The sequence below is a fragment of the Isoptericola sp. NPDC055063 genome (genome assembly GCF_053608125.1).
Window position 1 is genome coordinate 49975 of sequence record NZ_JBSGUW010000016.1, and the last position, 25138, is coordinate 75112.

Sequence of the window (25138 nt, forward strand, 5' to 3'; positions counted from 1 at the left end):
GTTTCCTCAGCGTTTTTGAAGCAAGGAGCAGAACCATGCTGCACTTCACCACGCTCCTGGCCCTGGTCAGGGCCTACCTGATTCCGCCCGGCCAGCCGCAGTCCGACCATGCGCGTCTCGACTCCTCCGAGCGGGGTTCGGTGACCATAGAGCACGTCGTGTGGGCCGTGGCCGCCATCGCGTTCGTCGGCCTCGCAGTCGTCGCCATCAAAGCGTTCCTGACCACTCAGGCCGGGAAGATCACTTGAGGCACGGCATATCCAGATGACGAAGATGCCTATCCGGGATCGGCCCTCGAGCACGTCCGGCGGTGAGCGAGGCTCGGCGTCGATCGAACTCGTCGTCCTGCTGCCCGCGCTCTTCACGCTGCTCTTCCTCGGGCTGCAGGGCGCGCTGTACTTCTACGCCCAGTCTGTCGCCACCGCCGCTGCCGCTGAAGGCGCGCGCACCGCCGCCGCCCTGAATGCCACCAGCTCCTTGGGAGCGGCCGCGGCATCCGACTTCGCCGCCGACGTCGGCACCCGCGCCCTGCGCGAGGTAAGCGTCGACGCCGCCCGCGACCAGACCACCGCGACCGTCACCGTCTCAGGCGCGTCCGTCTCCGTCATCCCCCTGTGGCAACCCGTCATCCAGCGAACAGTGACGGTCCCCGTCGAACGGCTCACCGCACCATGACCCCGCACCGCATTCGACATCGGCTGTTTCCCGGGCACTCGTTCCTCCGTCCGCGCGACGAGCGTGGGTCAGCGTCGATCGAGGCCGTCATCGGGGCGCCGGTGTTCGCGCTCTTCCTCGCGCTCGTCATCGCCGGCGGACGCATCGCGCTCGCGCACCAGGACGTCCAAGCGGTCGCCGCCGACGCTGCACGGGCAGCAAGTCTCGCGCGCACCGTCAGCGAGGCCAACGACGCCGCCGCCCGCGCCATGGCCACCGGTCTCACCGCCCGCGGCCTGTCCTGCGAGAGCGCCGACATCACCCTCGTTACCGCGGCGCTCTCGCATCCAGCCGGTATCCCGGGCGCGGTGTCGGCGACCGTGACCTGCACCGTCGACCTCACCGACATCACCCTGCCCGGCGTCCCCGGCGCGCACACCGTCACTGCGACCATGACCAGCCCGGTCGACACCTGGAGGGCTGACCCATGAAACTCATCGGTCATCGGTCCGCACCGGGCCTCGGCCACGACGGCGAGCGTGGGTCAGTCAGCACCTGGCTCGTCCTGTCCGCCTTCGCCATGGTCCTGATCGTCGGGCTTGCGGTCGATCTGTCCGGGCAGGTCCACGCCCAGCAACAAGTTCGCGACATCGCCGCCCAGGCCGCTCGCGTCGGCGGACAACAGCTGGACGCCACCGCCGTCCAAGGCGCCTATCCATCCATCGCCATCGGGAAAGCACGCACCGCCGCCCAGGACTACCTCGCGGCCTCCGGCGCCACCGGATCGGTCACCGTGTCCGGCGGGACCACCGTCCACGTCCAGGTCACCAGCACCTACCACCCGACCTTCATCGGGGTCGTCGGCATCGGCGGCCTCACGGTGAGCGGCGAAGCCAGCGCCCGCGTGATCCGCACGATGGGAGACACCGAGCGATGAGCCACACCCACACCCGTCTCATCGGAGCAGCCGGCACCCTTGGCGCCCTCGCCCTCGTGGCCGGTGTCCCCCTCGCCCTGATCGCGGTCGGGCTCAGCCCGACGCAGATCGCGGCCCACCCGATCTGGACGAACCTGCTCGCGCCCGACGACGGCACCCTGCTGTGGGTCGCCATCGGCGCGCTCGCCTGGCTCCTATGGGTTGTCATAGCCGGCCTCATCCTGCTCGAGGCCGCCGCCCAGACCCGCGGCATCCACGCGCCGAACCTGCACGGCCTGGCAGTCCCCCAGGCAGCAGTGCGCACCCTCGTGGGCTGGGCAGCGCTCCTGTTCATCGCCGCCCCCGGCGAGGCCGCGGCCGCCACGCCAGGCCTCGCCAGCACCGACAGTGCCGTCGCGGTCGAGGTCACGAACATCCCGGCCCTGCTCGACGTCCCAAACCGGACCTCGGCACCCGAGCGCGCGATCGGCCGTACCGTGGCTGCCCCCGACACACGGGCGACAAACTCGGCCAACGTCACCGCCGCCTACCAGTCATCGGCCACGGTGCGGACATCGCCGCCAGACCGCACCGTGCCCGGCACAGTCGCCTACCAGGTCACCAGGGGCGACACCCTGTGGCGCATCGCCGAGAAGCACCTTGGCGACCCGCTCCGCTACACCGAGATCGCCGCGCTCAACCGCGACATCCTGGGCGACGACCCTGACTTCATCACCCCGCCCATGGCGCTGCTCCTGCCCGACGACGGCCACGTCACGTCCACGTCACAGCACGACGACTCGGCCACCGTCATCGTGGAACCCGGCGACACCCTGTCCCAGATTGCACTCGACGAGCTCGGGGACGCGAACCGCTACCCAGAGATCTTCAACGCCTCGACCAGCACGGCACAGCCCGACGGCGCCAAGCTCATAGACCCCGACCTGATCCAGCCCGGATGGAGACTCACCATCCCAACTACAGGCGCCGCCCAGCAAGGTGCGACCGCCACGACTGACAAGCAGGGTGAATCTCCGGATCGGGAACACCCCCGCTCCAACGCGAACCGACCTGCTGAACCGGAACCGGCCACCAACCCGCATACAAGCGCCACGAACCCAGCCGAGCAGGCTCCGACTCCAGCCGAGCGACCACGAGCAACCGAGACATCAGGCACGCCGGCACCGAGCACCACGCCAACACCGGAGACAGCGGCGACGTCGTCCCCAGCAGCGTCGGCCGGTTGGCTGATCCCGGCGCTCACCGGCGCAGGATCCCTGCTCGCGGGCGTCCTGTTCCTCCGGCTACGGGCCAACCGCCGATCCCAGCTGCGCTTCCGCACGCCCGGGATGCTCATCGCCCCCGAGCCCGCCGAGACGGTGCCCGTCGACCGCAGAAGTCGGGTGGTGGGCGGCCCGGTGGCGCCCCGGATCCAGGCACTCGATGCCCTGTTGCGCTCCCTGGCGTCTTCGTACGTCGAACCATCCGAGTACCCCCCGCTGCTCGCCGTCGAGCTGGCGGCCGAGACGGCAACCCTGCACCTGGCCGACGACGCCGACCTCGGCGAACCGTGGACCGGCGCGGACACCCGCTGGACCGCACCCCTCGGCACCACGCTCGAATGCATCGACGTCGTCGCGCCATACCCGATGCTCGTGTCGATCGGTGCCGACGACGCCGGCGCGGCGTGGCTGCTCAACCTCGAACGGTTCGGCGTGCTCAGCGTCGCCGGCGAGGCCCAGGCGACACAGAAGCTCGGCCGGCACCTGGCCGCAGAGCTGGCCCTGTCACCGTGGTCCACCCTGGTCCAGGTCCACACGCTCGGTTTCGGCCAAGAATTGACCGACCTCGACGAGTTCCGCCTCACCCCCTACCCCGCCGGCGACACCCGCGCTTTCGACGCAGCCACCCGGTCAGCGCTGGCCTCGGACGACGACGACCCCGAGGAGCTGCACGTCGTGGTCATCGCCTCGGGGGCCGCCCCGGCAGAGGCTTCCACCCGGCTCTCCGAGGTCATCGCAGCGCACGAGTCACGGCCGGGCGCGGCCGTCGTCACGCTCACCGATGCGGCCACGGAGTCAGCGACGATCATCGAGGTCGACGACGAGCGCCTGCGGGTCCCCAGGCTCGGCATCGACCTCCGCGTACCCGGACTGAGCGAGCCCGAGGCTGCGGCGGTTGCCGAAATCGTCCGCGCCACCCAGAGCCGAGCGAACGTGCCCATGCCGGTCGACGTCACCATCACCGAGGGATACGGGGCGTTCATCAACCAGACCGGCGCGCTGCGCGAGCCGCTGGTCGACGAGCGTCCCGCACCGGATGAGGAAGCCGGGCCGACATCGCTGCTGCCTGAGCCTGCCGCGGCCTACGTCGACGCCGCGGCCACCACCGAGCAGGACGTCGCCGCACTTGCTCCGCCCGTACCGCCGTCGACCGCCGACGACGTGTTCGCCGCCGACCCGACCCTCGACGCCGACCTCGAGCTGTGGCGCCTCGGCGACGAGTGCCCGGTCTCGCGCGTCATGCTGCTCGGCACGCTCCGCGCCACCGCTCACGGTGTCAGCCAGGAGGTCTCCGAGCGCAAGCACCACTACATCGAGCTCATGACCTACCTGTGGGCCCACCCGCACGGCGTCCCATCCGCCACGCTGTCCGACGAGTTCGGTTACACCCGCGAACGCGCCCGCGTCGAGATCAGCCACCTGCGCAAATACCTCGGCGTCGACCCACGCACGGGCGAGGAGTACCTTCCGACTGCGCCGAGCACCCGCGAGCGCACCGAGAACGGGTGGACCGGGTACTCCTTGCAAGGTGTGCTGTTCGACATCGACTTGTTCCGACGGTTGCGTGCCCGAGCCCAGGCGCGCGGCGGCGACGGTCTGCCGGACCTCGTCGCCGCCCTCCGGCTGGTGCGCGGCGAGCCGTTCGCGGACCTGCGCGCCGACTCCTGGGCCTGGATGTTCGAGGGCGAACGCTTCGACCAGGAGTTCGCCGCCGCGATCGTCGACGTCGCACATCTCGTCGCCACCCGCTCCATGAAGGACTGCGACCTGCCCACCGCACGCCGAGCCGCCGAGATTGCACTCAGTGCCTCGCCGTACGACGAGACCGCCCGGCTGGATCTCGCGAGGATCGCAGAGCTCGAGGGCAATGATGCCGAAGCCGCGCAGATCAGAGAAGACGGGATCTACCAGCGCACCGACGACTACCGACCGCCGCTCGACCCTTCCCAGCGAACACAGAAGTTCGGCGCTGTTCGACGACGCTCTACCAAGATGTAGGGGCCTGAGGCCTTCCAGCATGGTTGGCCGAGATCAATCGGGCCGGCACCACCCTGCGACGGCCCGAGGCGGCGGACTGACGACGATGACTTCGTCCTCGTCGGCTTCAAGCGGTTCTAGATCCGCCGATGGGGAGCGCAACAGCGCTGGGTGCATGAAGTGACCTCTTGTGCCGAGATTCGGGCGGCGCAGGGCGTCGCGGTAGGTCCGCTTCAGGGCCGAGCACGTGATGACCGCAGCTCGACCGCGGTCTGCCTGTCGAGCCACTCATGTAGAACCTGGAGCCAGCGCCCGCGGTCGGCGTCGTCCAGGAAGTGCCGGGGCGCATCGTGCCGACGTTCGCGGGTGGGTGGGATTCGTCGGCCTCGGCCTGTTCGAGCCAAATGGTTTCGCGAGGATCCTCGCGATGGCGGCCTTCCTCGAATCGGCTACCCCCTGACGACGAGGTGGGCATAGCCAGTGTGGCTCAGACGTTGAATGTGACATCGATGCTCTGACCTGTAGCTTCACCGCGACCGATAGGCCTGCGGGGGAACCGTGGGGGAATCAGAGCGACGGGCAATCCCCCGCCATGGCGGGACGGCAGGAACCCGACGGGAACGTCGATATCTGCGATGTGTCGTCGGCGACACCACCCGTTGAGTCTATCGACGGCGCGCCTCTGCACGTCGATCGCGCAGCTGAAGATCGTGAGCCCAGCTCAGGAGACGACGCACCGAACCCATTTGGCGTCGTCAGCCGTTCGAAGCCTCAGAAGCGGCACCGGTCGCCGGGGCCGCGGTCCGTGCTGTCGCGATCACGCCGCATCTTTCTGCGGCGAAGCCTGAGGCACGCCTCCCCGCCGTGAGGGACCGCAGCAAGACTCATCGCCCCTTCCCCCCGGATGGGCGTGGGGCTGCCGTCCGACGGGATCCCGTGGGAAGCCTTGCTCGGCGTCGCCGCCATCACCACGGCCCTCGTGCTGCAGCTCGCCGTCGACCGCGTCGACGCGACCCGCCTCCGGCACTACCACCACGTGGCATCGCCCCCGTTCGACACCGGGATCGACGGACATGCGACCTCGAGCTCGCTCCGCGGCCGTACCGCCGACCGACCATCGGTCCGCGCGCACACCAACAGGTCTAGACAACTGCAAATTTATGGTTGATCATTGCAATCACTCACGACCCGTACGGCTCAAGGAGGAGCCATGGCCCGAGGTCCACGAGTCGCCCCTCGAACGACAAGGCCCCCGGTTGCGCGCCGGGAGCGCACCGCCTCCAGCACTTCGCCGGCCGCACGCCCCGAGCAACCAGGGCTGCCGAAATCTCGTCCTCGAGCCTCGCCCCGCTGGCCATCTGGCGGACCGCGAGCCCTCCGACCAGTCACCGACGTCCACCCGAGAGGACGCATCGTGCTCATGTCGTTCACCCTCGCTCCGTGCTCGTCGGCGGCACAGAGCGCGCACCGGCTGGTGTGCGGCGCTTCGCCAGCCTCGCGGAGACGGTCGGCGCGGACGTCGCGGGGGCCACCTCACGCGACCCTGCGAGCCCGCCGCTGGCGACGGCCATGCATCGGACCCGCCGTCTCACCGCGGCTTCGACCAGGCTCTGCACCTCGAAGCCAGCAAGCAATCGACTGTCCGGATCCTGTTCCCATCGAACGGAGAACACCGTGAGAGCACCTTCATCGAGACGGAGCGCCGCCGTGGCGGCCTTCGTCGCGCTCACTGTCGCCGGCGGCCTGACCGCCGCCCCTCAAGCCATGGCAGAGAACGAAACGACCGGCACCGACGCCGCCACCAGCCCGTACGGCAACCCGTTCAACGACTACCTGCGCCGCCCGTACGGCGTCATGGACAACGCTCAGCAACAGGCAACGCTCCCCAAGGTCGACGACAAGGACGACGAACCGTTCGACTGGTACCGGAGCCCGCACGCCGTCATCGGCGTGTACGGCGGCCCGGAGGAGGCCGTCGTCACGCCGGAGGGCAACCTTCAGACGCAGTTCGGCAAGGTCGTCTTCGACACCGGCGAACAGCACACGCCCGTCAACCAGCGGGTCAAGACCTGGCGCGACGGCTGGCTGCCGATGCTGGACCAGACGTTCACCCGCGATCAGGTCGAGCACGACATCTCGTTTTTCGCGGCCAAGGTGCCCGACGTCGCGACCGTGCCCTACGACCAGCAGTACGCCTTCCCCAGGAAGTCCATGCGGGTGCAGGCCGAGAACATGATCACCTTCGTCGACATCACCCTGCGGAACACGGGCCGTGAGGCGACGACCGCACACTTCGGCGCGTCGGTCGCCGAGGGGGGCACGAGCCAGGGCGGGCAGCCGCAGGACGGTCCCGCCGTGCCCGCGGACCCGGTCTGGGACGCAGCTGCAGGCGCCCTGGGCGGCGAGGGCAAGCTCCTGCTCACGGCATCGGACGGGCCCAGCTACGACGACGGCCGACTTGCATGGTCGCTGCCGCTCGAGCCGGGCGCCTCGCGCACGATCCGTCTGAAGGTGCCCTACTGGGTCGGCCAGCAGAAGGATCTGGAAGCGATCCGGGACGCGGACTCCACCGCCTACGCCAAGAAGACCGAGAACTTCTGGCGCACCACCGTCGAACGGGCCAGCACCCGCTTCACGCTGCCCACGGTCGGGCCCGACAACGCCGCCGAGAACAAGGTGATCGACACCTACCGCGCGTCGATCGTCCAGTCGCTGATGTCCGCGGACCTCGTCGACGGTCATTGTTTCTGGGACGGCAGCCCCACCCTGTACGACCAGTTCTACCTGCGCGACGCGGCGTTCAACGTCGAGGGCATCCTCAACGCGGGCTTTACCGACCTGGCGAAGCAGTGCATCACCGACATGCTCCTCTACCAGGACTCCGAGGGCCACATCATCTCCCAGCAGGGACAGATGGACGGCCACGGCCAGACGCTGGCGCTGATCGGCACGTACCTGGAGCGGACCGGCGACGTCCAGTTCGCCCACGAGGTCCTGCCTGCCGTCCGTCGCGCCATGGACTGGGAGTGGAAGACGCGCCAGGACGACTGGGAGAACTCCGGAGGCCTGTTCCCCGAGTCCGTCATGGACGACAACGAGGCCGTGATCGGGCACGTGCTCACCTACGACCTCTGGAACATCGCAGGCGAACGCGGAGCCGCACAGACCGCTCGGCTCGCGGGAGACGCCGCGGCTGCGGACCAGTGGTCCGCACGCGCCGACCAGTACGTGGGCATCCTGAAGGAGAAGCTCGAGCCGGCCGTCGACGAGATCGGCTGGATCCCGCCGACCATCGAAGGTCTCGACGGCGAGGTGATCCGGACCGGTTGGTACGGCGACACCTACGGCATCGACTGGGGCAACCTGGAGGTCGTCCATCCCACCGGGTTCCTCCGGCCGAACGACCCGTGGGTGACGGCGAGCCTGACGGAGTGGAAGAAGAAGACCTTCGAAGGCGTGTTCACCTACCCGATGAACGGCGTGGAGGGACTGCTGCACTCCTACACGCCCATCTCCGTCCTGGAGACGACCCTGCGCCGCGGTGAGCAGGATGCCACGCTGAAGGGCATCTACAACCTTCTCGTGCACACCACGGCGACCCACTCGGCCGGCGAGGGCCTCAGCGCGGCCCAGCGCTGGGACTGGGGCTCGAACAACCTGTCCCAGCCGCACAACGAGTTCGCGGGCAAGTACGTCAACCTGCTGCGCGACGTCATGGCCTACGAGGGCGACGACAAGTCGCTGCGCATCGCCAACGCCTGGAACCCGCAGTGGTCCAAGCCCGGCAACCGGTTGGCGTTCACCGGCAACACGGACTTCGGCAGGCTCTCGTACGAGGTGCGCACACGGGCGAACGGCGCGACGGCGCACATCGAACCTCCGAACCGGACCACGCCGATCGTCATGAGCGTGCCGGAGGGCGCGACGATCTCGTCCGCCTCCCTCACGCGTGGCGCCCGGGGCACCGTTGAGGTGGTCGGCAACACCATCAGGCTGACCCGCCTGTCCGGTCCGGTCGACCTCCACATCAGGTGGACGCTGGACACGACGGGACCGGCAATCAGCTACGGCCGCGCCGTCGCGGACTACAAGGCGAACTACGACCGCATGACCTCCCCGATCAGGGCCGGCGTCACGGAGGTCGAGCCGTCCAAGCGCACCCTCGCCGTCGGTGAACCCTTCGACGTCTCGGCCGTCGTCGAGAACACCGGCGGGGCGGGGTACCTCCCCGACCCCGACGTGGTGCTCTTCGTCGACGGGAAGGCCGTCTCCCGAGACACACGGTCGTTCGCTCGCGGCATCGGTTTCACCACCCCCGACGGCATCATCTCCTTCGACCGCAACGGCGGGGGCGTGATCCCCGTCAACCTGTCCGCGCAGCAGATCTGCACGCCGGGTGAGCACACGATCGGGGTCGGGCTGGGTGAGGCAGAGCCGGTGACCCGCAAGGTCACCGTCACGGACGCGTCGCCAGACGCCCCGGCCCCGACGGCGACCGTCGCCGTGGCCGCGGACCCGGCCAACGTCTCCGCCGGCGGCGCTGCCACGGTCACCGCGACGTTCACCAACACCGGCTGCCAGCCAGTCAAGGCCGTCACCGGCAGCATCGAGGTCGCCGAGGGATGGACCGCCACCCCCACCAGCACCGACCCGGCGCCGTCCGTCCAGCCCGGCGACTCCGCCACCCTGACCTGGACCGTCAAGGCTCCCGACGGTCTCGGAACCGATCCCGTCGCCAGCGCCTCCGCCGAGGTCACGGTGGGCTACGGCTGGAGCGGTTCGACCACCGGGTCGGTGTCCGCGAAGGCTGACGTGCGGGCGTTCGCGCCCGTGAGCGACCCGTTCCGCGGCGTCGCCCACGGCACCCCCGCCTGGTTCGGCCAGTCCGGCAACACGTTTGCCGTGCTCGCCGGCGGCAAGGACATCGGCGCCGGCACCGACGAGTTCGGCGCGATCTACGAGGCGGACGCCGCGGACGCCGACGCGGTCGCGACCGTCACGGTCACCGGCCAGGAGGACACCTGGCCCTGGGCCAAGGCCGGCGTAATGCTGCGCAACGACCTCGCCGAGAAGGACTCCCACGGAGGTGCGGCGGTCGCGGTCACACCGACCAACGGCATGCAGTTCCTGTGGGACGGCGACGGGAACGGCACCATGGAGAGATCGGTGGCCGCGGGCCGAACGACGTATCCGGTGACGCTGCGGCTCGAACGCTCGGGCTCGACGATGACCGGCTCCTACCAGGCCGACGACGGCACGTGGAAGCCGATCGGGAGCGCAACGGTCGAGGGCGTGTCCACCACGTCCGACGTCGGCGTCTTCTCCTCGGCCGTCAACGCCAACGTCCCGGGCACCTTGGGGCTGTCCACGTTCCAGGACCTGTCGGTCAGATGATCGACAGGCAGTGCTCGCGCTGACCGGCGTGAGAGATCGACGGCCCGGTGCAGGACCCACTGGTCCTGCACCGGGCCGTTCCCGGCGAGCCGCGAGACGGGCGCCGTGGCGGGATCGGTGCGCTCAGTCGGTCGGTCCGAGATCGGGCCGGTCGACCACTCGAGGCGCGCCGCCGATCCGGTCGAGCTCGAGGACGACGACCTCGTTGCGGCCCTCGCGGACGACGGGCGCCGGCAGGTAGAGCGTGCGCTGCGGGCCGCGTTCCCAGTACCGGCCGAGACAGAATCCGTTGACCCAGACGTATCCCTTCCCCCAACCCTCCAGTGCGACGAACCCGCCCGCAGGCGATATCGCGTCGAACGCGCCCTGGACGAAGGCCGGTGCGGAGGCATCTGCCGCGGTGCTCGCCGCCGCCGGCGACTCCGGCTGCGGCAGGTTCGGCAGGTCGGGCAGCTCCACGGAGGTGACCTCCCAACCATGGAGGTACTGGAGCCCGTGGCGCACTCCCCCGACCAAGCCCTTGCGCTCCCCGATGCGGGTGCCGTAATTCACCCGACCCATCGACTCGACCACGACCTCCAGCGTCACCCCCTCCGCGGGGACGGCCAAGGGGATCCCTGCGTCGTCGTCCCGCCAGACGATGCCGAGCAGACGACCGTCGGCGTACACGTGTGCCCGGTCGCCCAGCCCGGGGAACGTCAACGCGGCCTCCGGTCGCGGCCCGGCCACCCGGCATCGGTACCGGACGAGCCCGTGGGCGAGGCCGAGCTCCTCGAACGTCGGCGGGGACGGCGCCGCGACCACGCGCGACGCCGCGTCGAGGACGTTTGCGAGCGGGACGGCGCCGGTCATCCTGATCTGGGTGGTCGGCAGCGTCGCCGGCTCGGCGACCTCCTGCAGCGGCGGAAGGTCGCGGTACCGGCCGATCACCTCCCGGAACGCCCAGAACTTCGCGGTGGGGCGGCCCGCCTCGTCGATCGGCGCGTCATAGTCGTACGACGTGACCGTCGGCAGGTACCGCCCGTCGTCGTTGGCCCCGGCGGAGCATCCGAAGCTGGTCCCGCCGTGCGCCATGTACAGGTTCACCGAGGCCCCCGTCGCCAGCATGCGATCGAGGACGTCGGCCGCGTCCCCGGCGTCGCGCACGTGGTGATGCGCCCCCCAGTGGTCGAACCACCCGTGCCAGTACTCCATGCAGAAGAGCGGGTCGTCGGGCCGGTGGCGGCGAAGCGCGTCGAAGTTCTGCTCCGGGTTGCTGCCGAAGTTCACGGTCGCCCACACGCCCGGCAGGGTCCCCCCGGTGAGGCAACTATCGGAACCTCCGTCCGAGGTGAACAACGGGACGTCGATGCCGCGCCCGGCCAGGCCGATCCGAAGGTGCTCGAGATAGCTCCGGTCGGTGCCGAACGACCCGTACTCGTTCTCGATCTGCACCAGGCACACGTTGCCGCCGCGCGTGGACTGCCGCTCGACGAGCATCGGGACGAGGACGTCGAACCAGTCGTCGACCGCGGCGAGGAACGCCTCGTCCGCGGTGCGGATCCGTAGTCCCGGCACACCCGTCAACCACGCAGGCAGGCCGCCGTTGTCCCACTCGGCGCAGCTGTAGGGCCCGGGACGCACGATCGCCCGCAGGCCGACCGCGCCGGCCAGGTCCAGGAACCGTCCGAGGTCAGCGATTCCGTCGAAGCGGTACTCGCCGCGGCGCGGTTCGTGGAAGTTCCACGGCACGTACGTCTCGACGGTGTCCAAGCCCATCGCACGCAGCAGCTGGAGGCGCTCCTCCCACTGGTCGGGATGCACCCGGGCGTAGTGGAAGGCGCCGGAGATCATGGGCAGCCGAAGATCGGCGGGCAGTTTCACGGATCGATCGCCCCTCAGGTGTAGACGAGCTGGCCGGTGACGGTGCTGTCGCAGTCGCTGACGAGCCGGACCCAATGGGCGCTGAACCCCGTGGGGAAGACGTGGGTCACCAGCTCGCCGGCGGGCACCTCGATCCGCGCCGTGCGAGCGAACCGGCCGTGCCCGCGCACGTCGATCTCGACGGTGACGGTGACGGGCTGGTCACCGTGGTTCTCCAGGTGGAGGCACTTGTGCTCGAATCCCGTCATCAGGTACGGGTCGGACGGCACGCCGGCCTTGACCTCGGACTCCCACCAGGGGCCGCCCCAGCCCTGCGGCTTGCCGAATCCCCACAGGTCGTCCGTCTTGCCGAACCACAGGTTGGCCTGCGGCTGCCCGGCGACCGGGTTGCCGTCGAAGATCGGCGTCGTCTGGTCCCCGGCCAGCACGAGCAGTCCGTTCCACGAGCAGAAGTCTCCGACGATCCGGAGGTGGGACGAGATCGGACGGATGCCCCAGACGGCATCGCCGTAGGTGAGGCTGGGCAGCTCGTAGAACATGCCGCTGGCATCCATGAGCAGGCGCTCCGACTCCACCTCCCGGATGCGCGGCCACTCCGTCGTGAACGCGTGGTCCTGGGTGTGGGTCGACTTCGGCAGCCGGTAGACCTTCCACCCCGTCGAGGGCAGGTGCACCCAGAGCAGCGCCGAGGCGCGGTCCTGCCCGACGGCGTACATCGCCTCGCCGATCCCGTTGGCGCCGGCGAGCGTGTTGAACTGCGTCCTGGCCAGCGTCGTCCAGGTCTGCCCGTCCCATTCCGCCAGGCGACCCTCGCTCTCGCCCGTCGGGAAGTCCTGCTCGTAGTACGAGTTGTTCACCACGACGACCCGACCGTTGCGGGTGTAGCAGTCCTTGAAGTGGGGATATCCGCGGACGTCGAGGATCTCGAGGAGGTCGAAGAGCTGAGTGACCTCGAGCGTCCGGGCGTCGACCTCGAAGAACTCGCCCTCCATCCCGAGCACGTAGACCTTCCCGGCAGGATCGGTCAGGTGCCTCGCCGTCGCCGTGAGGCGGACGTCGACGAGCTCCGTGATGGTGCGCACGTTGCCCTCGACGTCGATCACGTGCGGTCCGATGAAGAGCTGGTCGGTCTCCTTGTGCACCAGCCTGTTGGCATAGGTGCCCACCACGCTCGCGGGGTGCTTCTCGAGCTGCAGGTCGTCTCCGACCGTGAACAGACCGGTGCCTCCGCCCGTGGTCCTCGTGTGGGCGACGTAGGTGACCATCCAGAGCTTGCCCGCCCACGGCATCAGTGCGCCGATGCCGGTCTCGGACCGGGGAACGTGATCGGCCTTGACCGCAAGGGTCGGCACGACGCCGCTGATCACCACCGGTGCTCCGACGCGGTCGACGGGTGATGTCACCGATCCGGGCGCGGTGGTGGGGGTCTTGACCTCGAGGTCGGTGGTGCTGGAAGGCATGCGAAAGTCCTTGAGTCCTTGTCGTGGGATGGGAGCTCTGCCGGGTGTGGAAGAGCTGGTCGATGGCGGTCGCCGAGTGACGTCCGAGGTCACGCGAGCCGGTCGCGAGCTGCGATGGCCTCCTCGTACTCCGCTCGGACCTTGTCGCCTGCCTCGGTCCGCCACGTGTCGATCGCGGACTCGAGGTCTGCCATCGGCTTCCGGCCGACGATCACGTCGGTCATGGTGTCGGTGACCTTCTGCTTGAGGTTGGTGGCACCGACGTCGGCGTCCGATCGCAGGCCGGACGTCGGGTCCTCCACCCGGCCGGGCGAGACGTCTCCCTGATAGGTGTGCATGGTCTCGACCATGCCGGTGTCGCCGATGGTGGAGTAGAGGACGTCCGGCCCGCCCGCGATGAAGCGCAGGCTGAGGCTGTAGACCTCGGCCTCGCCCTGCGACGTCAGGGTAGGCAGCCCGGCGTCGAGCCTGTGGTCGACCCCCTCGACCCCGTAGGTACGGAGGAAGTTCTCCTCGCTGCCGAACGGCGCCGAGAGCCAGTTCAGCACGCGCAGGCACTCCTGAACCCTGGCGTCGTCGCCCTTCTTGACGAACGTCACGAAGTCCGTGACCGAAGCCTGGAGGGTGGTCGGTGTCCCGTCGCTCGAGTAGGCGGACATGATCGCCGGGTTCAGGCCGGAGTCGTTCCGCACGGTGTACCGGACCATGTTGTCGGACCGCACGGCCACGGACCCGTTCTCGAAGAGGGGCTCGGCGTCGAATCCCTCGCTGGGCGCGTCGGGGTGGATGTATCCCTTGTCCCACAGTCCCTTGATGTAGTCGACGCAGTCGAGAAAGCCGTCGCTCTCCCAGTCCTTCGTCAGGTTCCCGTCGCCGTCGATGCTCCAGTTGTTCGGCACGTCGAACATCGGGTACATCAGGGGTCCCGTCATCCACGTGCCGTCGGCCATCGCGTAGCGGTTGGCGCGGGCGTCCGTGAACGTCGCGCACATCTCCCGGACCTCGTCAGGAGTGCGCGGCGCCGGGTTGGCGCCGTACTTCTCGAACACCTCTGGCTGGTAGAACACCGTGTACCCGGTCGGGATGCGCAGGGTGGGCGTGGCGTAGATCCGCCCGTCCACCAGCGTTGCGGGCCACGCCTCCCTCGGTAGCCGCGCGAGGTTCGGGTAGTCCTTGATCGCGTCCCCCGACAGATGGTCGGTCAGGTCGGCGAAGCGCGCCTTCGCCAGGTCGTCGAAGCGACGAAGGCCCGCAGCGTCTCGCAGGTACATCGTGACGAGGTCGGGGATGTCACCGCCCGTCATCACCGCGGCGAGCTTGGTGGCGAAGTCGGTCGGGACGAGCGTCGGCTTGAAGTCGACCCCGAGCGCATCGTTGATCGCCTGCCAGTACGCGTTCTTGGCAGCCTGGGGAGGCGGCGCGGAGAACGTCACGACGAAGGCGCTCATCTCTCCCCCGGAGCCGACCTCATCCGTGACGGACCTGACGAGCTGGTCGACCGGATAGCGGAAGTACCCCGGGTTGATCGCCTTGGCCAGGTCACCGGCCAGGTCGGGGACGGGCCCGGAGAAGGGCACCTGCGTCGGGAGCACCGCCCGCGGACCCGCGGCGGTCGAGGCGCCGCCGGACGACCCGCAGGCCGTGAGGAGGGGGCCGCCGACGGTCGCGAGGGCGAGGCCGCCGAGGAACCCACGGCGGGAGACGTCGGCGGCACGGAGACGTGGTGAGGCGGACATGGGAGTCCTTTCAGGTCGGATCAGCCTTTGACGGCGCCGGTGAGCACGCCGGCCTGGAAGTGCTTCTGGAGGAACGGGTAGACGCAGACGATCGGGACGATGGCCAGCACGACGACGGCCATCTGCAGGGCTTGCTGGGGCGGGAGGATGCCGGACTCCGCTGCGCCCTCCGACGCCATCGGGCTGTTCTGGAGCACGTAGGTGCGGAGCACCAGCTGAAGGGGCCACTTCCCGGAGTCCTGCAGGTAGAGAAGGGCGCTGAAGAAGGAGTTCCAATAACCCACCGCGTAGAACAGCCCGATCACGGCGATCACCGCCTTCGACAGCGGGATGACGATGCTGTACAGCACGCGCCAATGCCCGGCGCCGTCGATGCGGGCGCTGTCGAACAGCTCGCGGGGGATGCTCTGGAAGAATCCGCGCACGATCACGAGGTTGAAGGCGCTGATCGCCACGGGCAGGATCAACGAGGCGTACGTGTCGAGCAGTCCGAGCTGCTTGACCATCAGGTAGACCGGGATCATCCCGGGCGTGAAGAGCATGGTCAGGAGCACAAAGGTGAGCAGGGGCCGCTGCCCGGGGAGCTCCCGGCGACCCAGCGCGTACGCGGCGAGCACGGTGGCCGTCAGCGAGACCGCCGTGCCGACCAGGGTGACGCCGACGCTGACGACGACGGCGCGGGTGACCGCCCCGCCCGCCAGCACCTGGCGATAGGCCTCGAGACTCGGCTCCGTCGGCCACAGCACGTAGCCGCCCGAGGCGTTGATCTGCGCCTGCGATGCCAGGCTCGTGGAGACGACCACGAGGAAGGGGAAGATGATCACGACGAGGATCACGACGACCGCGAGCGCCTTGAGGACGACCGTCAGCGGCGTCGGCCTCTCCATCCAGACGGGTCGCTGACCTCGGAGCACAGAGTGGCTCGCGAACCTGGTCACGGTGCTAGTCACGGGAGTACACCCCCTGTTCGCCCAGCATGTGGGCGACCTTGTTGGCGATGAGGATCAGGACGAGTCCGACGACGCCCTTGAGCAGTCCGGCCGCGACGCCGATGCTCCAGTTCCCGTCGATCACCCCGTTGAAGTAGACGTACGTGTCGAGCACCTCGGCCGCCTCCGGGCCGACGTTCCCGCGCTGCAGCAGGATCTGCTCGAAGCCGACGGTCAGGGAGCTGCCCAGCTGAAGGATCAGCAACAGGACAATCACCGGGCGGATCCCGGGCAGGGTGATGTGCCAGAACCTCCGCCAGGCGTTCGCACCGTCCACGGCGGCGGCCTCGTAGAGGGCGAGGTCGATGGCGCTCAGAGCCGCGAGAAAGAGGATCGTGCCCCATCCCGCGTCCTTCCACACGCCCTGTGCGACGACGAGCATCTTGAACGTGTCGGGGTTGGCCATGATGTTGCCGGCGTCGACCCCCATGTCGCGCAGCGCCTCCGTGACCGCGCCGGTGCCACCCAACAGCTGCTGGAACAGCGCGACCACGATCACCCACGACAGGAAGTGCGGCAGGTAGATCACCGACTGCACGAAGCGTCGGATCACCGGCGAGAGGATGCCGTGCAGGAACAGAGCGAGGGCGAGCGGTACGGGGAACGAGAAGATCAGCTGCAGCCCGTTGATGATCAGCGTGTTCCACAGGGCGTTCCAGAAGGCCGAGTCCTCGAACATCAGCTGGAAGTTCTGGAGGCCTACCCAGGGCGACTCGGAGAGCGGCAGGTACGGCACGTAGTCCATGAAGGCGACGAGGTTGCCCACCAGCGGCACATAGGTGAACACCAGGAGCAGCACGAACACCGGCGCGACCATGAGGAGCAGCGAACGTTCGCGTGCCAGCCGCTGCCAGAACTGCTGCTGGGCGCCCCGCGCCGGACGTCTCGAGCGAGCGGGGTGCCCGTCGGGCGCGCCGCGGGCCGGCCCGGACCCGGCGCGGGTCTCAGGTCTCCCCTGCTGGTTCAGCACCTTGCCGTCGATCATGCGAGACACTCCTCGTCGAGTGTTGCTTCTTTAGCATCAATCGCAATGCGGGGCTAACATAGCAACATGCGACCGGCCCAGCCAAACCAGTCACTCATCGATGGGCTCGCCTGCCTCCAGGCGCTCACCTCGCACGGCGAGCCGATCGGGTCGCGCGAGCTGGGCCGGATGCTGGGGCTCGAGTCGACCCGGGCCAACCGGCTCCTCAAGACGCTCGCCTACGTCGGCCTGGCCCAGCAGGACGCATCGCGGCGCTATTTCCCCGGGCCCGGGGTCCACGTGCTCGCGGCCCAGAGCATGCGAGGGTCGGGGCTCGTCCGGCGAGCCTTCGGCCCGCTCGAGGCCCTGGCCTCCGGCGGGCTGCACGTGTCGATGGGAGTGCTGTGGCGGGACCAGGTCTGCTACCTGTACCACACGTCGGACGAGCTGCACGGCGCGAACATCGGAGGCGCCCCGCTCTTTCCCGCGGCCCGGTCAGGCATCGGACACGTGTTGCTCGCGGCACAGGACGACGACGCGATCCGTGCGGTCTTCGACGGTTCGTCCCCCCGCGCCGACGCGGTCGCGGACCTGCCCGCGAGCCCTCCCGAACTCGGGCGGCTGCTCGACGAGATCCACGCCGTGCGCACGCAGGGGTTCGCCGTGGTCGCCACGTCCGACGAGGACCGCACGGTCGCGGTAGCGCTCGAGTCCGACGCCGCGGCGATCGGCGTGTTCGGCACGTTCGACGACGACGAGATCCCAGCGCTGGTCCGGCGGATTCACGAGACCGCGCGGCAGATCGACCACGCCGGGGCTGCCGACCCGTCGCCGACCCTGGAAGCCCACGCCTGACCCGTTCCGGTTCCTCTCGGCAAGACGCACGAGGTGAGAGGCATTCGCGTGTCTGGATCGTGCCGCTGGCACGTTCTGGACTTCAGACACCCTGTGTTCCACGACTCTGTCCCCCAGGTGCGGATGTCATGACGGTCGACGAACACGACGATCGCCGGGCGTCCGGGCGCACCCGCCCCCACGCGTGCGAGGTGAGTCGCGTTCCGTACCTGCCGATCCGGCGATCGCCGGCAGCGGCGCCCGAGCCGCACCCACCGGAAGGCTTGCGCGCACCGTGCCGACATGCCCGCTCCACGGAGGGAAATCGATCATGTTTGACGCTCGACGAAGAAGTCCGATGCCCGACCATCGGCGGACAGTTCGTGCCAGTAGCCTGGGCGTGGCCTTGCTGACGCTAGCGCTCGCCGTCACGTCGCTCGCACCCGCGAGCAGGACGCTCGCCGCGCCCGCGCCCACCGTGGTCCGGGTCACCGACTTCGGCGCCGACCCCGGCGGCCACCGGGACAGCGCTGCAGCCGTTGCCGCCGCTTTGCGCCACGCCAAGGAGCTGGACCGCCCGGTGCGCGTGGTGTTCCCGCGCGGTACGTACTCCATCTATCCCGAGCAGGCCGAGAAGCGCGAGCTCTACCTGTCCAACACCGTGGGCGCCGACCCGCGGTACCGGGACAAGCGCATCGGCATCCTCGTCGAGGACATGGAGAACGTGACCGTCGACGGCGACGGCTCGACCTTGCTCTACCACGGAGGCCAGACCGCGTTCGCCTCACTGCGCTCCAAGAACGTCGTCTTCCAGAACTTCGCCTTCGACTACGTGAACCCGCACACGATCGAGGCCACCGTCGCCAAGACCGGCGTCGAGGACGGGCACGCCTACCGCGTGCTCAGCGTGCCGCGGGACACCCTCTACTCGATCGTCGGGAACGAGGTGCACTGGCGCGGTGAGGCCTCACCTACGACAGGCGAGCCCTACTGGACCGGCGTCAACGGCATCCGTTACACCCAGGTGTACGACCCGGCCGAGCAGACCAGCCACCGCACCGGCAACCCGCTGTTCTCCGGTGTGACCGGCATGCGCGACCTCGGTGACGGCCGGATCCGCATCGACTACGCCACCACCACGGCACCGGGCGACCAGGGGCTCGTCTACACGATGGACGACGACATCCGCGACACCGCGGCCGCCTTCTTCTGGGAGTCGACGGACGTCACCGTCCGTGACCTCGACGCACGCTACCTGCACGGGTTCGGGTTCCTCGGCCAGCTCAGCCGCGACATCACGATCGAGAACACGAAGTTCGCCAGCGACAAGTCCGCTGGGCGGTACAACGCGGGGGACGCCGATCTGGTGCAGATGTCCGGTGTCGCCGGACGGGTCGTCCTCCGCAACAACGTCTTCGACGGCGCTCACGACGACCCGATCAACATCCACGGCACCTACCTCGGTATCAGCGCGCGCCCCGACGACGCACGGACGCTCGAGCTGGCCTACCGGCAGTACCAGAGCGTCGGGTTCCCCGCGTTCTATCCCGGTGACGAGATCGAGATCGTGTCCGGGTCGAGCATGACGCCCGTTCCCGGCATCACGGCGAAGGTCGTCTCGGTCGACGGCCCGTCCGGGAAGGACCACGACAAGCCGCTGAGCACCATGACGATCACTCTCGACCAGGAGATCCCGGCACAGGTCACCGCCGGCGACCACTACGTCGAGAACACCACCTACACGCCGGAGGTGCTGATCGAGGGCAACGAGTTCCGCAACATCCCCACCCGCGGCATCCTCGTCACCACCCGCCGCCCGGTCGTCATTCGCGACAACCTGTTCGCCCGGATGAACATGGCGAGCATCTTCATCTCGTCCGACACGACCTACTGGTGGGAGTCCGGGCCGGTCAACGACGTCCTGATCGAGCACAACACCTTCTATCGGCCTACCAGCCCCGTGATCTTCGTCGAGCCGACCAATCCGGTGATCGACCCCCAGCAGCCGGTGCACCGGAACATCCGCGTGGTGAACAACGACTTCGTGGTCGACGACGTGCGCCTGGCCGACATCAAGAGCGTCAGCGGGTTCACCTTCTCCGGCAACCAGGTCCGGCGGTACGACCGTGACCAGGCGCTCGCCGTGCAGGTTCGCGACCGCTGCCCCGCCCCGGGTGACACGGTGGCCGCCCGCGTCGTGCCGGTCGTGCCGGAGCACACGACCCCGGCGTTCCGCTTGCGCGGCGGTTCCGACGTCACGATCGCGGACAACACCTACGACCCGGGCATCAACCAGAGGGTCGACCTCGAGCGTACCGACCCCGCTGAGGTCTCCATCAGCGGCGAGGCGACGCGTATCGGTCAGGACACCACCACCAACTGGCCCACCCTGGCGAACTATTCGAGCAGCCGGCCGAGCGTGCTCGAGGTCGGCCGCGACGGCACCGTCCGGGCGAAGAAGCCGGGCACGGCCGTGCTCAGCGCGAACGTCCGCGTCGACGGGAAGCCCCTGAAGGCCCGGCCGGTGACGGTGACCGTGGGCGGCGACCCCTCGTCAGCGGACTGCGCGCAGGAGCCCGAGCTGTCGCGGGACTGGACGGTCCTGCGCGACGTCCCCGCCAACCGGAGCCTCGACGAGGACGGGACGCTCACGCTGACCCCGTCGCCGGGATTCCTGTTCGACGGGTTCAGCAACGCGCGCAACGTCCTCCTCACCACGGCCGGTGACGGGACCGGTACGGCGACGGTCCGCATGACCGGCCGTACGCAGGACGGCTGGGCGGAGGCCGGGCTGTTGCTGTACCGCACCGACGACGACTACGTGGCGATCCAGCGCAAGTACAACAACGACAGCCCGACGGTGACGGTCGTGACCGAGTTCGGTGGCCGGGCCGAGGAGTCACGGCGCATCGCCGACCCGGTGCAGGACGACATCTGGCTGCGGCTCACCCGGTCCGGCGACCAGGTGACCGCGTCCTACTCCCTCGACGGACGGACCTTCTCGCAGATCGGCTCCCCCGTCGACGCCGGCGCGCTCGGCACGGCCCGGTACGGAGTCATGGCCCAGGTACCGCCAGCGGGTGCGGACCATCCTCCGTTCCGCTTCGACGGCTTCCTCGCGGGCGACACGGAGGTCCCGTTCGTCGCCCGTTGGTGACAGGGCGACCGGCGGCAGGTGAACGCTCGTAGCCGGAAGGCCGCGACGGTCACCGCGGTACCGGTCCGCACCGACTCCTGAGCGGCCAGCACCACGCGCAGCGAGCGTAGTCCGGCCGGTCCGTCAGGGGTCGGAGCACGGCCGTCACGGACCGCGCAGAGGAACTCGCGGAGCATCAGGGCGTCGGTGTCCACCCCGAGGCCCCACCACGCCGCACCCGCGGGACCGAACCCGCCGACGTGCTGGGCGAACGGGTCGATCCGCGCGGTACCCCGCGTCCCGATGACCTCGAGGGTGAGGCCACCCCAGTTCGGGGCGGCGTCGGGGTGGCTCCACGAGCAGTCGATGACGGCGGTCACACCGTCCGGGTAACGGACGGACACGAGACCACCCGTCTCGGCTCCCACCTCGGGCCGGTCGGCGTGCAGGATCGAGTTCGTGACCGCGTAGACGTCCTCCGCCTGCCGCCCGCCGAGGAGGTCGTCGATCAGGTCCGCGACATGCACCACGTGATCGACCAGGGCACCGCCGCCGGCGAGAGCCGGATCGGTGAACCACGAGCGCTCACCGACGGGTATCTGCCCGTTGTTCGTGCCGTTCACGGCGAGGATCCGCCCCAGAGCTCCGGAGCCCACCTGCTGCTTCAGCCGGAGAAACGCCGGCGAGAACCGCACCGGGTACGCGGTCATGAGCTGCACGCCGGCCCGCTCGCAGGCGGCGACCATCGCACGGCCGTCGGCCTCCGACGTCGCCAGCGGCTTCTCGCACAACACGTGCGCACCCGCGGCCGCCACCCGCTCCACGTGCGCCCGATGCCTCGCGTTCTCGCTGGTGACGATCACGGCATGCGGCTCCCACGCGAGCAGGTCGTCGATGTCGTCCGCGTAGTCGACACCGAGCTCGACGGCCAGGTCCTTGCCGCGCCGCTCGCCCGGTGCGTAGGGCTCGGGGTCGGTGGCCCGGACCTCGACGCCGTCCAGGGCGACGAGCGAGCTCGCGTAGGACAGCGCATGGGGGTGCGCGAAGGACAGGATCCCCACCCGCAGGGTGGACGTCGTCCCGGTCATGCGGCGGTCCTCCTCGTGGCCGGGGTCGCGACGGGACTCCCGGTCCGGATCGACGTGTTCGCGGCGAGGGCGAGCTCGGCGGCGCGAACGCCGTCGGCCCAGGTGACCCGCGGCGCGCCGCCGCCACGGATCGCGCCGAGGAAGTCACGCAGCTCGTGCGTGTACGGGCTCTCGGTGAAGCTGCTGTCGGGACGGTCGGAAGGTCCACGGCCGGTGGCGTCGGTCTCGATCCGGAACGAGTCGTCCCGGTGGGTGTCGTGCTCGAGCACGCCGCCGCTCCCCGCGATCGAGAAGGCCGTCCGGAACGTGGTCCCCGGTGCGCCCCACAGCCCGTTCACCGCGCTGATCGCGCCCGACTCGTGGGTGAGCAGCACCTGCGCCGCCGCCGTCGTGACCCCGTCTCCGGACGCGGTCGCATACACCTCCACGACCTCGCCGGCGATCCACCGGGCGACGTCGAGGTCGTGCGTCATCTGGTCGGCGACGATGCCCCCGGACTCCGCCTCCCTGCCGAACCAGGACGACCACGTCGGGAACCCGCCGTGCCGCGAGAACCGGAGCACCGCGACGTCACCGACCACGCCGTCGTCGACCGCACGCTTCGCCGCGGCGTACTGGGGGAACCAGCGCACCACCTGCGCCGGGAAGAGGCAGAGCCCTCGGGCGCTCGCGAGGTCGCCCAGCGACGCCGCCCGTGCGAGGTCGAGCGAGACGGGCTTCTCGCAGATCACGTGACGGCCGGCGACGAGGGCTGCCTCCACGTATGCGAGATGGCTCGGCGTCGGGGTGCAGATGTCGACGACGTCGCATCCGTCGAGCAGCCCGTCGAGCGTCTCCGCGACGGTCAGTCCGTACTGCTCGGCCAGCTCGACAGCGCCCTCGTCCGAGTGCACGACGACGTCGACACCGAGGTCGAGCCAACCGTCGACGTGGACGCGCGAGATACCGCCCGCGCCGATCAGTCCGACGCGTGGGGGGTGGTGTGGCATGACGCTCCTTCGAAGCTCTCGAACAGTGGTAGTAGCGGTCATCACTTGCTCCCCGTGAAGGCGAGGCCGGCGACCACCCGGCGCTGCAGCACGATGAAGAGGACGAGCACGGGGGCCATGGCCATCGTGCTCGCGGCCATCATCAGGGTGTAGTCGGTCTGGTAGGCGCCCTGCATCGTGGCCAGTCCCACCGACAACGGCATGCGGTCGGCGTAGGTCGACACCACAAGGGGCCACAGCAGGTCGTTCCACGACGCGAGCGTGGTCAGGACGACCAGCGCGCTGATCCCCGGGGCCGCCAACGGCAGCATGATCCGCCAGAAGACCTGGAACGGGTTCGCGCCGTCCAGGCGGGCGGCCTCCTCGAGCTCGACCGGCAGCCCGAGGAAGAACTGCCGCATGAGGAAGGTGCCGAACGCGCTGACGATGCCCGGCAGGGCGATGCCCCAGACCGTGTTGGGTAGACCCAAGCCCTGGATGATCTGGAACTGCGGGATCAGGTAGGCCTGGCTCGGCACCATGAGGATCGACAGGATGATCCCCAGGACGACCCCCTTCGCCGGGAACCGCATGCGGGCGAAGGCATAGCCCGCTATCGAGCACAGCACGACCTGGCCCACCACGCGCAGCACGGTGATGGCGACCGACACACCGAGCTGGTCGAGGAAGGGGATCGTCCGGAAGACCTCGACGTAGTTCTCGAACTGCAGCTCGGCGGGCCAGAAGGTCGGCGGGATGCTGGCGACCTCCTGGTTCGTCGAGAGCGACAGGACGAGCTGCCAGACGAACGGGAAGACCATCACGACTGCGGCCGCACTGAGGATCAGGTGCGTGCCGAGGTGGCGGGGTCGACGCGGTCGGCGCCACGTCGTCAGTGCTGTCGCGGCGCTAGACATGCTGCACCCACCTCCGCTGCATCCGGAACTGGAACCAGGTCAGGACACCCACGAGCACGAAGATCAGGATCGCGATCGCAGCCGCGTACCCCTGGTCGTGCTGGATGAACGCCTCGTTGTAGAAGATGTAGACGAGCGACTGCGTCTGGCGCATCGCCGGGTTGGCGTTGCCCATGATCGCGTAGAGAAGGTCGAACAGCTGGAACCCGTTGATGATCGAGATCACCGCGACGAAGAAGATGCTCGGCGTCAGCAGCGGGACCGTGATGGCACGGAACTGGGTCCAGCGGGACGCGCCGTCCAGCTGCGCCGCCTCGTAGTACTCACCCGCGATCCCCTTGAGGGCCGCGTTGAAGATGATCAGTCCGAATCCCAGTGACGACCAGAGCCCGACGATCCCGACCGCGACGATCGCGAACCCGGGTGTGGACACCCAGTGCGGTCCGTCGATCCCGAACCAGGCCAGCGCCCAGTTGAGCACCCCGAAGTCTCCGTTGTAGATGATGCGCCAGATCATCGCGACGGCCGTAGGCATGGCGATGTACGGCATGAAGAACAGGACCTGGTAGACCCGCGCGCCCCGGAGACCGGGCCGGCTCACCAGGCTCGCCAAGCCGACCGCGATCGGCACCCCCAGCAGCACGATCGCCGTGTACACCAGCGTGTTCCCGACGGCGAGCGCCACGTCGCCGTCGGACGCGAGGCGGTCGTAGTTGTCCAGGCCTGCCCACGTCGCGCCCCCGAAGGGGCCCGTGTCGGTCAGGCTCAAGTAGCCCGTCCTGAAGATCGGCCACAGGTAGAAGACCAGGATCCCGACCATCGTGGGGGCGACGAAGAGCCACGGCCACCAGCCGTCACCCGAGCCTCTGGCACCAGGATGGTCGCGATGCGGAGCACGATGTCGATCCTGGCGCCCTGCTGCGGAACGGCCGTCGCGGGACGTCGTCTGCGCGGTCATG

The 25138-nt window shown here is 69.2% G+C and carries 17 protein-coding genes and 1 pseudogene; 9 read left to right on the plus strand and 9 right to left on the minus strand.

All coding sequences use genetic code 11. The features are described 5' to 3' along the window. Nucleotides 1-35 precede the first annotated feature (35 nt). From ACWF41_RS18470 to ACWF41_RS18500, 7 genes are all read left to right on the plus strand, one after another. Nucleotides 36-248, plus strand: coding sequence for a hypothetical protein (locus ACWF41_RS18470; protein WP_380320309.1), 213 nt, complete (start codon nucleotides 36-38; stop codon nucleotides 246-248). A gap of 16 nt (nucleotides 249-264) precedes the next feature. Then, nucleotides 265-675 carry a TadE family protein gene (locus ACWF41_RS18475; protein ID WP_380320306.1) on the plus strand — a complete coding sequence of 137 codons (411 nt, stop codon included), beginning with the start codon at nucleotides 265-267 and terminating at the stop codon, nucleotides 673-675. Further along, on the plus strand, nucleotides 672-1145 hold the full coding sequence (locus tag ACWF41_RS18480; RefSeq protein ID WP_380320303.1) for a TadE/TadG family type IV pilus assembly protein: 474 nt from the start codon (nucleotides 672-674) through the stop codon (nucleotides 1143-1145). Before ACWF41_RS18475 ends, ACWF41_RS18480 begins: the two co-directional genes overlap by 4 nt. Further along, a complete protein-coding gene (locus ACWF41_RS18485; protein WP_380320300.1) occupies nucleotides 1142-1591 on the plus strand; it encodes a TadE/TadG family type IV pilus assembly protein in 450 nt (149 codons plus the stop codon). Before ACWF41_RS18480 ends, ACWF41_RS18485 begins: the two co-directional genes overlap by 4 nt. Then, complete coding sequence (locus ACWF41_RS18490) at nucleotides 1588-4851, plus strand: LysM peptidoglycan-binding domain-containing protein (protein WP_380320297.1); 3264 nt, start codon at nucleotides 1588-1590, stop codon at nucleotides 4849-4851. The genes ACWF41_RS18485 and ACWF41_RS18490 overlap by 4 nt, the downstream gene beginning before the upstream one ends. Before the next feature lie 889 nt (nucleotides 4852-5740). Next, nucleotides 5741-5998 carry a hypothetical protein gene (locus tag ACWF41_RS18495; protein ID WP_380320294.1) on the plus strand — a complete coding sequence of 86 codons (258 nt, stop codon included), beginning with the start codon at nucleotides 5741-5743 and terminating at the stop codon, nucleotides 5996-5998. 596 nt (nucleotides 5999-6594) lie between these two features. Then, nucleotides 6595-10224 (plus strand): NEW3 domain-containing protein, encoded by a 3630-nt coding sequence (locus ACWF41_RS18500; protein WP_380320291.1) that lies wholly within the window; start codon nucleotides 6595-6597, stop codon nucleotides 10222-10224. A 123-nt stretch (nucleotides 10225-10347) separates the two neighbouring features. Here ACWF41_RS18500 and ACWF41_RS18505 read toward each other — a convergent pair whose 3' ends face one another. The 5 genes from ACWF41_RS18505 to ACWF41_RS18525 all read right to left on the minus strand — a co-directional run bounded on the left by ACWF41_RS18505 (nucleotide 10348) and on the right by ACWF41_RS18525 (nucleotide 17257). Next, nucleotides 10348-12087, minus strand: a complete 1740-nt coding sequence (locus ACWF41_RS18505) for a glycoside hydrolase family 35 protein (RefSeq protein ID WP_380324684.1) — start codon at nucleotides 12085-12087, stop codon at nucleotides 10348-10350. Between the two features lie 14 nt (nucleotides 12088-12101). After that, nucleotides 12102-13547 carry a hypothetical protein gene (locus ACWF41_RS18510; protein ID WP_380324677.1) on the minus strand — a complete coding sequence of 482 codons (1446 nt, stop codon included), beginning with the start codon at nucleotides 13545-13547 and terminating at the stop codon, nucleotides 12102-12104. 89 nt (nucleotides 13548-13636) lie between these two features. After that, nucleotides 13637-15283, minus strand: a complete 1647-nt coding sequence (locus ACWF41_RS18515; protein ID WP_380324674.1) for a type 2 periplasmic-binding domain-containing protein — start codon at nucleotides 15281-15283, stop codon at nucleotides 13637-13639. 20 nt (nucleotides 15284-15303) lie between these two features. Beyond that, nucleotides 15304-16170, minus strand: a complete 867-nt coding sequence (locus ACWF41_RS18520; protein WP_380324671.1) for a carbohydrate ABC transporter permease — start codon at nucleotides 16168-16170, stop codon at nucleotides 15304-15306. Nucleotides 16171-16225: 55 nt separating this feature from the next. Then, nucleotides 16226-17257 (minus strand): ABC transporter permease, encoded by a 1032-nt coding sequence (locus tag ACWF41_RS18525; protein WP_380324668.1) that lies wholly within the window; start codon nucleotides 17255-17257, stop codon nucleotides 16226-16228. Nucleotides 17258-17323: 66 nt separating this feature from the next. Here ACWF41_RS18525 and ACWF41_RS18530 point away from each other — a divergent pair, with 66 nt between their 5' ends. Together ACWF41_RS18530 and ACWF41_RS18535 are read left to right on the plus strand one after the other, a co-directional pair. Further along, nucleotides 17324-18091: an IclR family transcriptional regulator gene (locus tag ACWF41_RS18530; protein WP_380324666.1), complete on the plus strand. Its 768-nt coding sequence runs from the start codon at nucleotides 17324-17326 to the stop codon at nucleotides 18089-18091. Between the two features lie 379 nt (nucleotides 18092-18470). Further along, complete coding sequence (locus ACWF41_RS18535; RefSeq protein ID WP_380324663.1) at nucleotides 18471-21227, plus strand: beta-xylosidase family glycoside hydrolase; 2757 nt, start codon at nucleotides 18471-18473, stop codon at nucleotides 21225-21227. 263 nt (nucleotides 21228-21490) lie between these two features. Here the strand turns inward: ACWF41_RS18535 and ACWF41_RS18540 are convergent. The 4 genes and pseudogenes from ACWF41_RS18540 to ACWF41_RS18555 form a co-directional block, all read right to left on the minus strand. Beyond that, a pseudogene (locus tag ACWF41_RS18540) lies at nucleotides 21491-22294 on the minus strand (Gfo/Idh/MocA family protein); the annotation flags it as partial. Continuing rightward, nucleotides 22291-23283, minus strand: a complete 993-nt coding sequence (locus ACWF41_RS18545) for a Gfo/Idh/MocA family protein (protein ID WP_380323457.1) — start codon at nucleotides 23281-23283, stop codon at nucleotides 22291-22293. The gene ACWF41_RS18545 and the pseudogene ACWF41_RS18540, both read right to left, overlap by 4 nt. 41 nt (nucleotides 23284-23324) lie before the next feature. Then, nucleotides 23325-24083, minus strand: a complete 759-nt coding sequence (locus ACWF41_RS18550; protein WP_380323454.1) for a carbohydrate ABC transporter permease — start codon at nucleotides 24081-24083, stop codon at nucleotides 23325-23327. A gap of 88 nt (nucleotides 24084-24171) precedes the next feature. After that, nucleotides 24172-25137 (minus strand): carbohydrate ABC transporter permease, encoded by a 966-nt coding sequence (locus ACWF41_RS18555; protein WP_380323451.1) that lies wholly within the window; start codon nucleotides 25135-25137, stop codon nucleotides 24172-24174. Between the last annotated feature and the right edge of the window lies 1 nt (nucleotide 25138).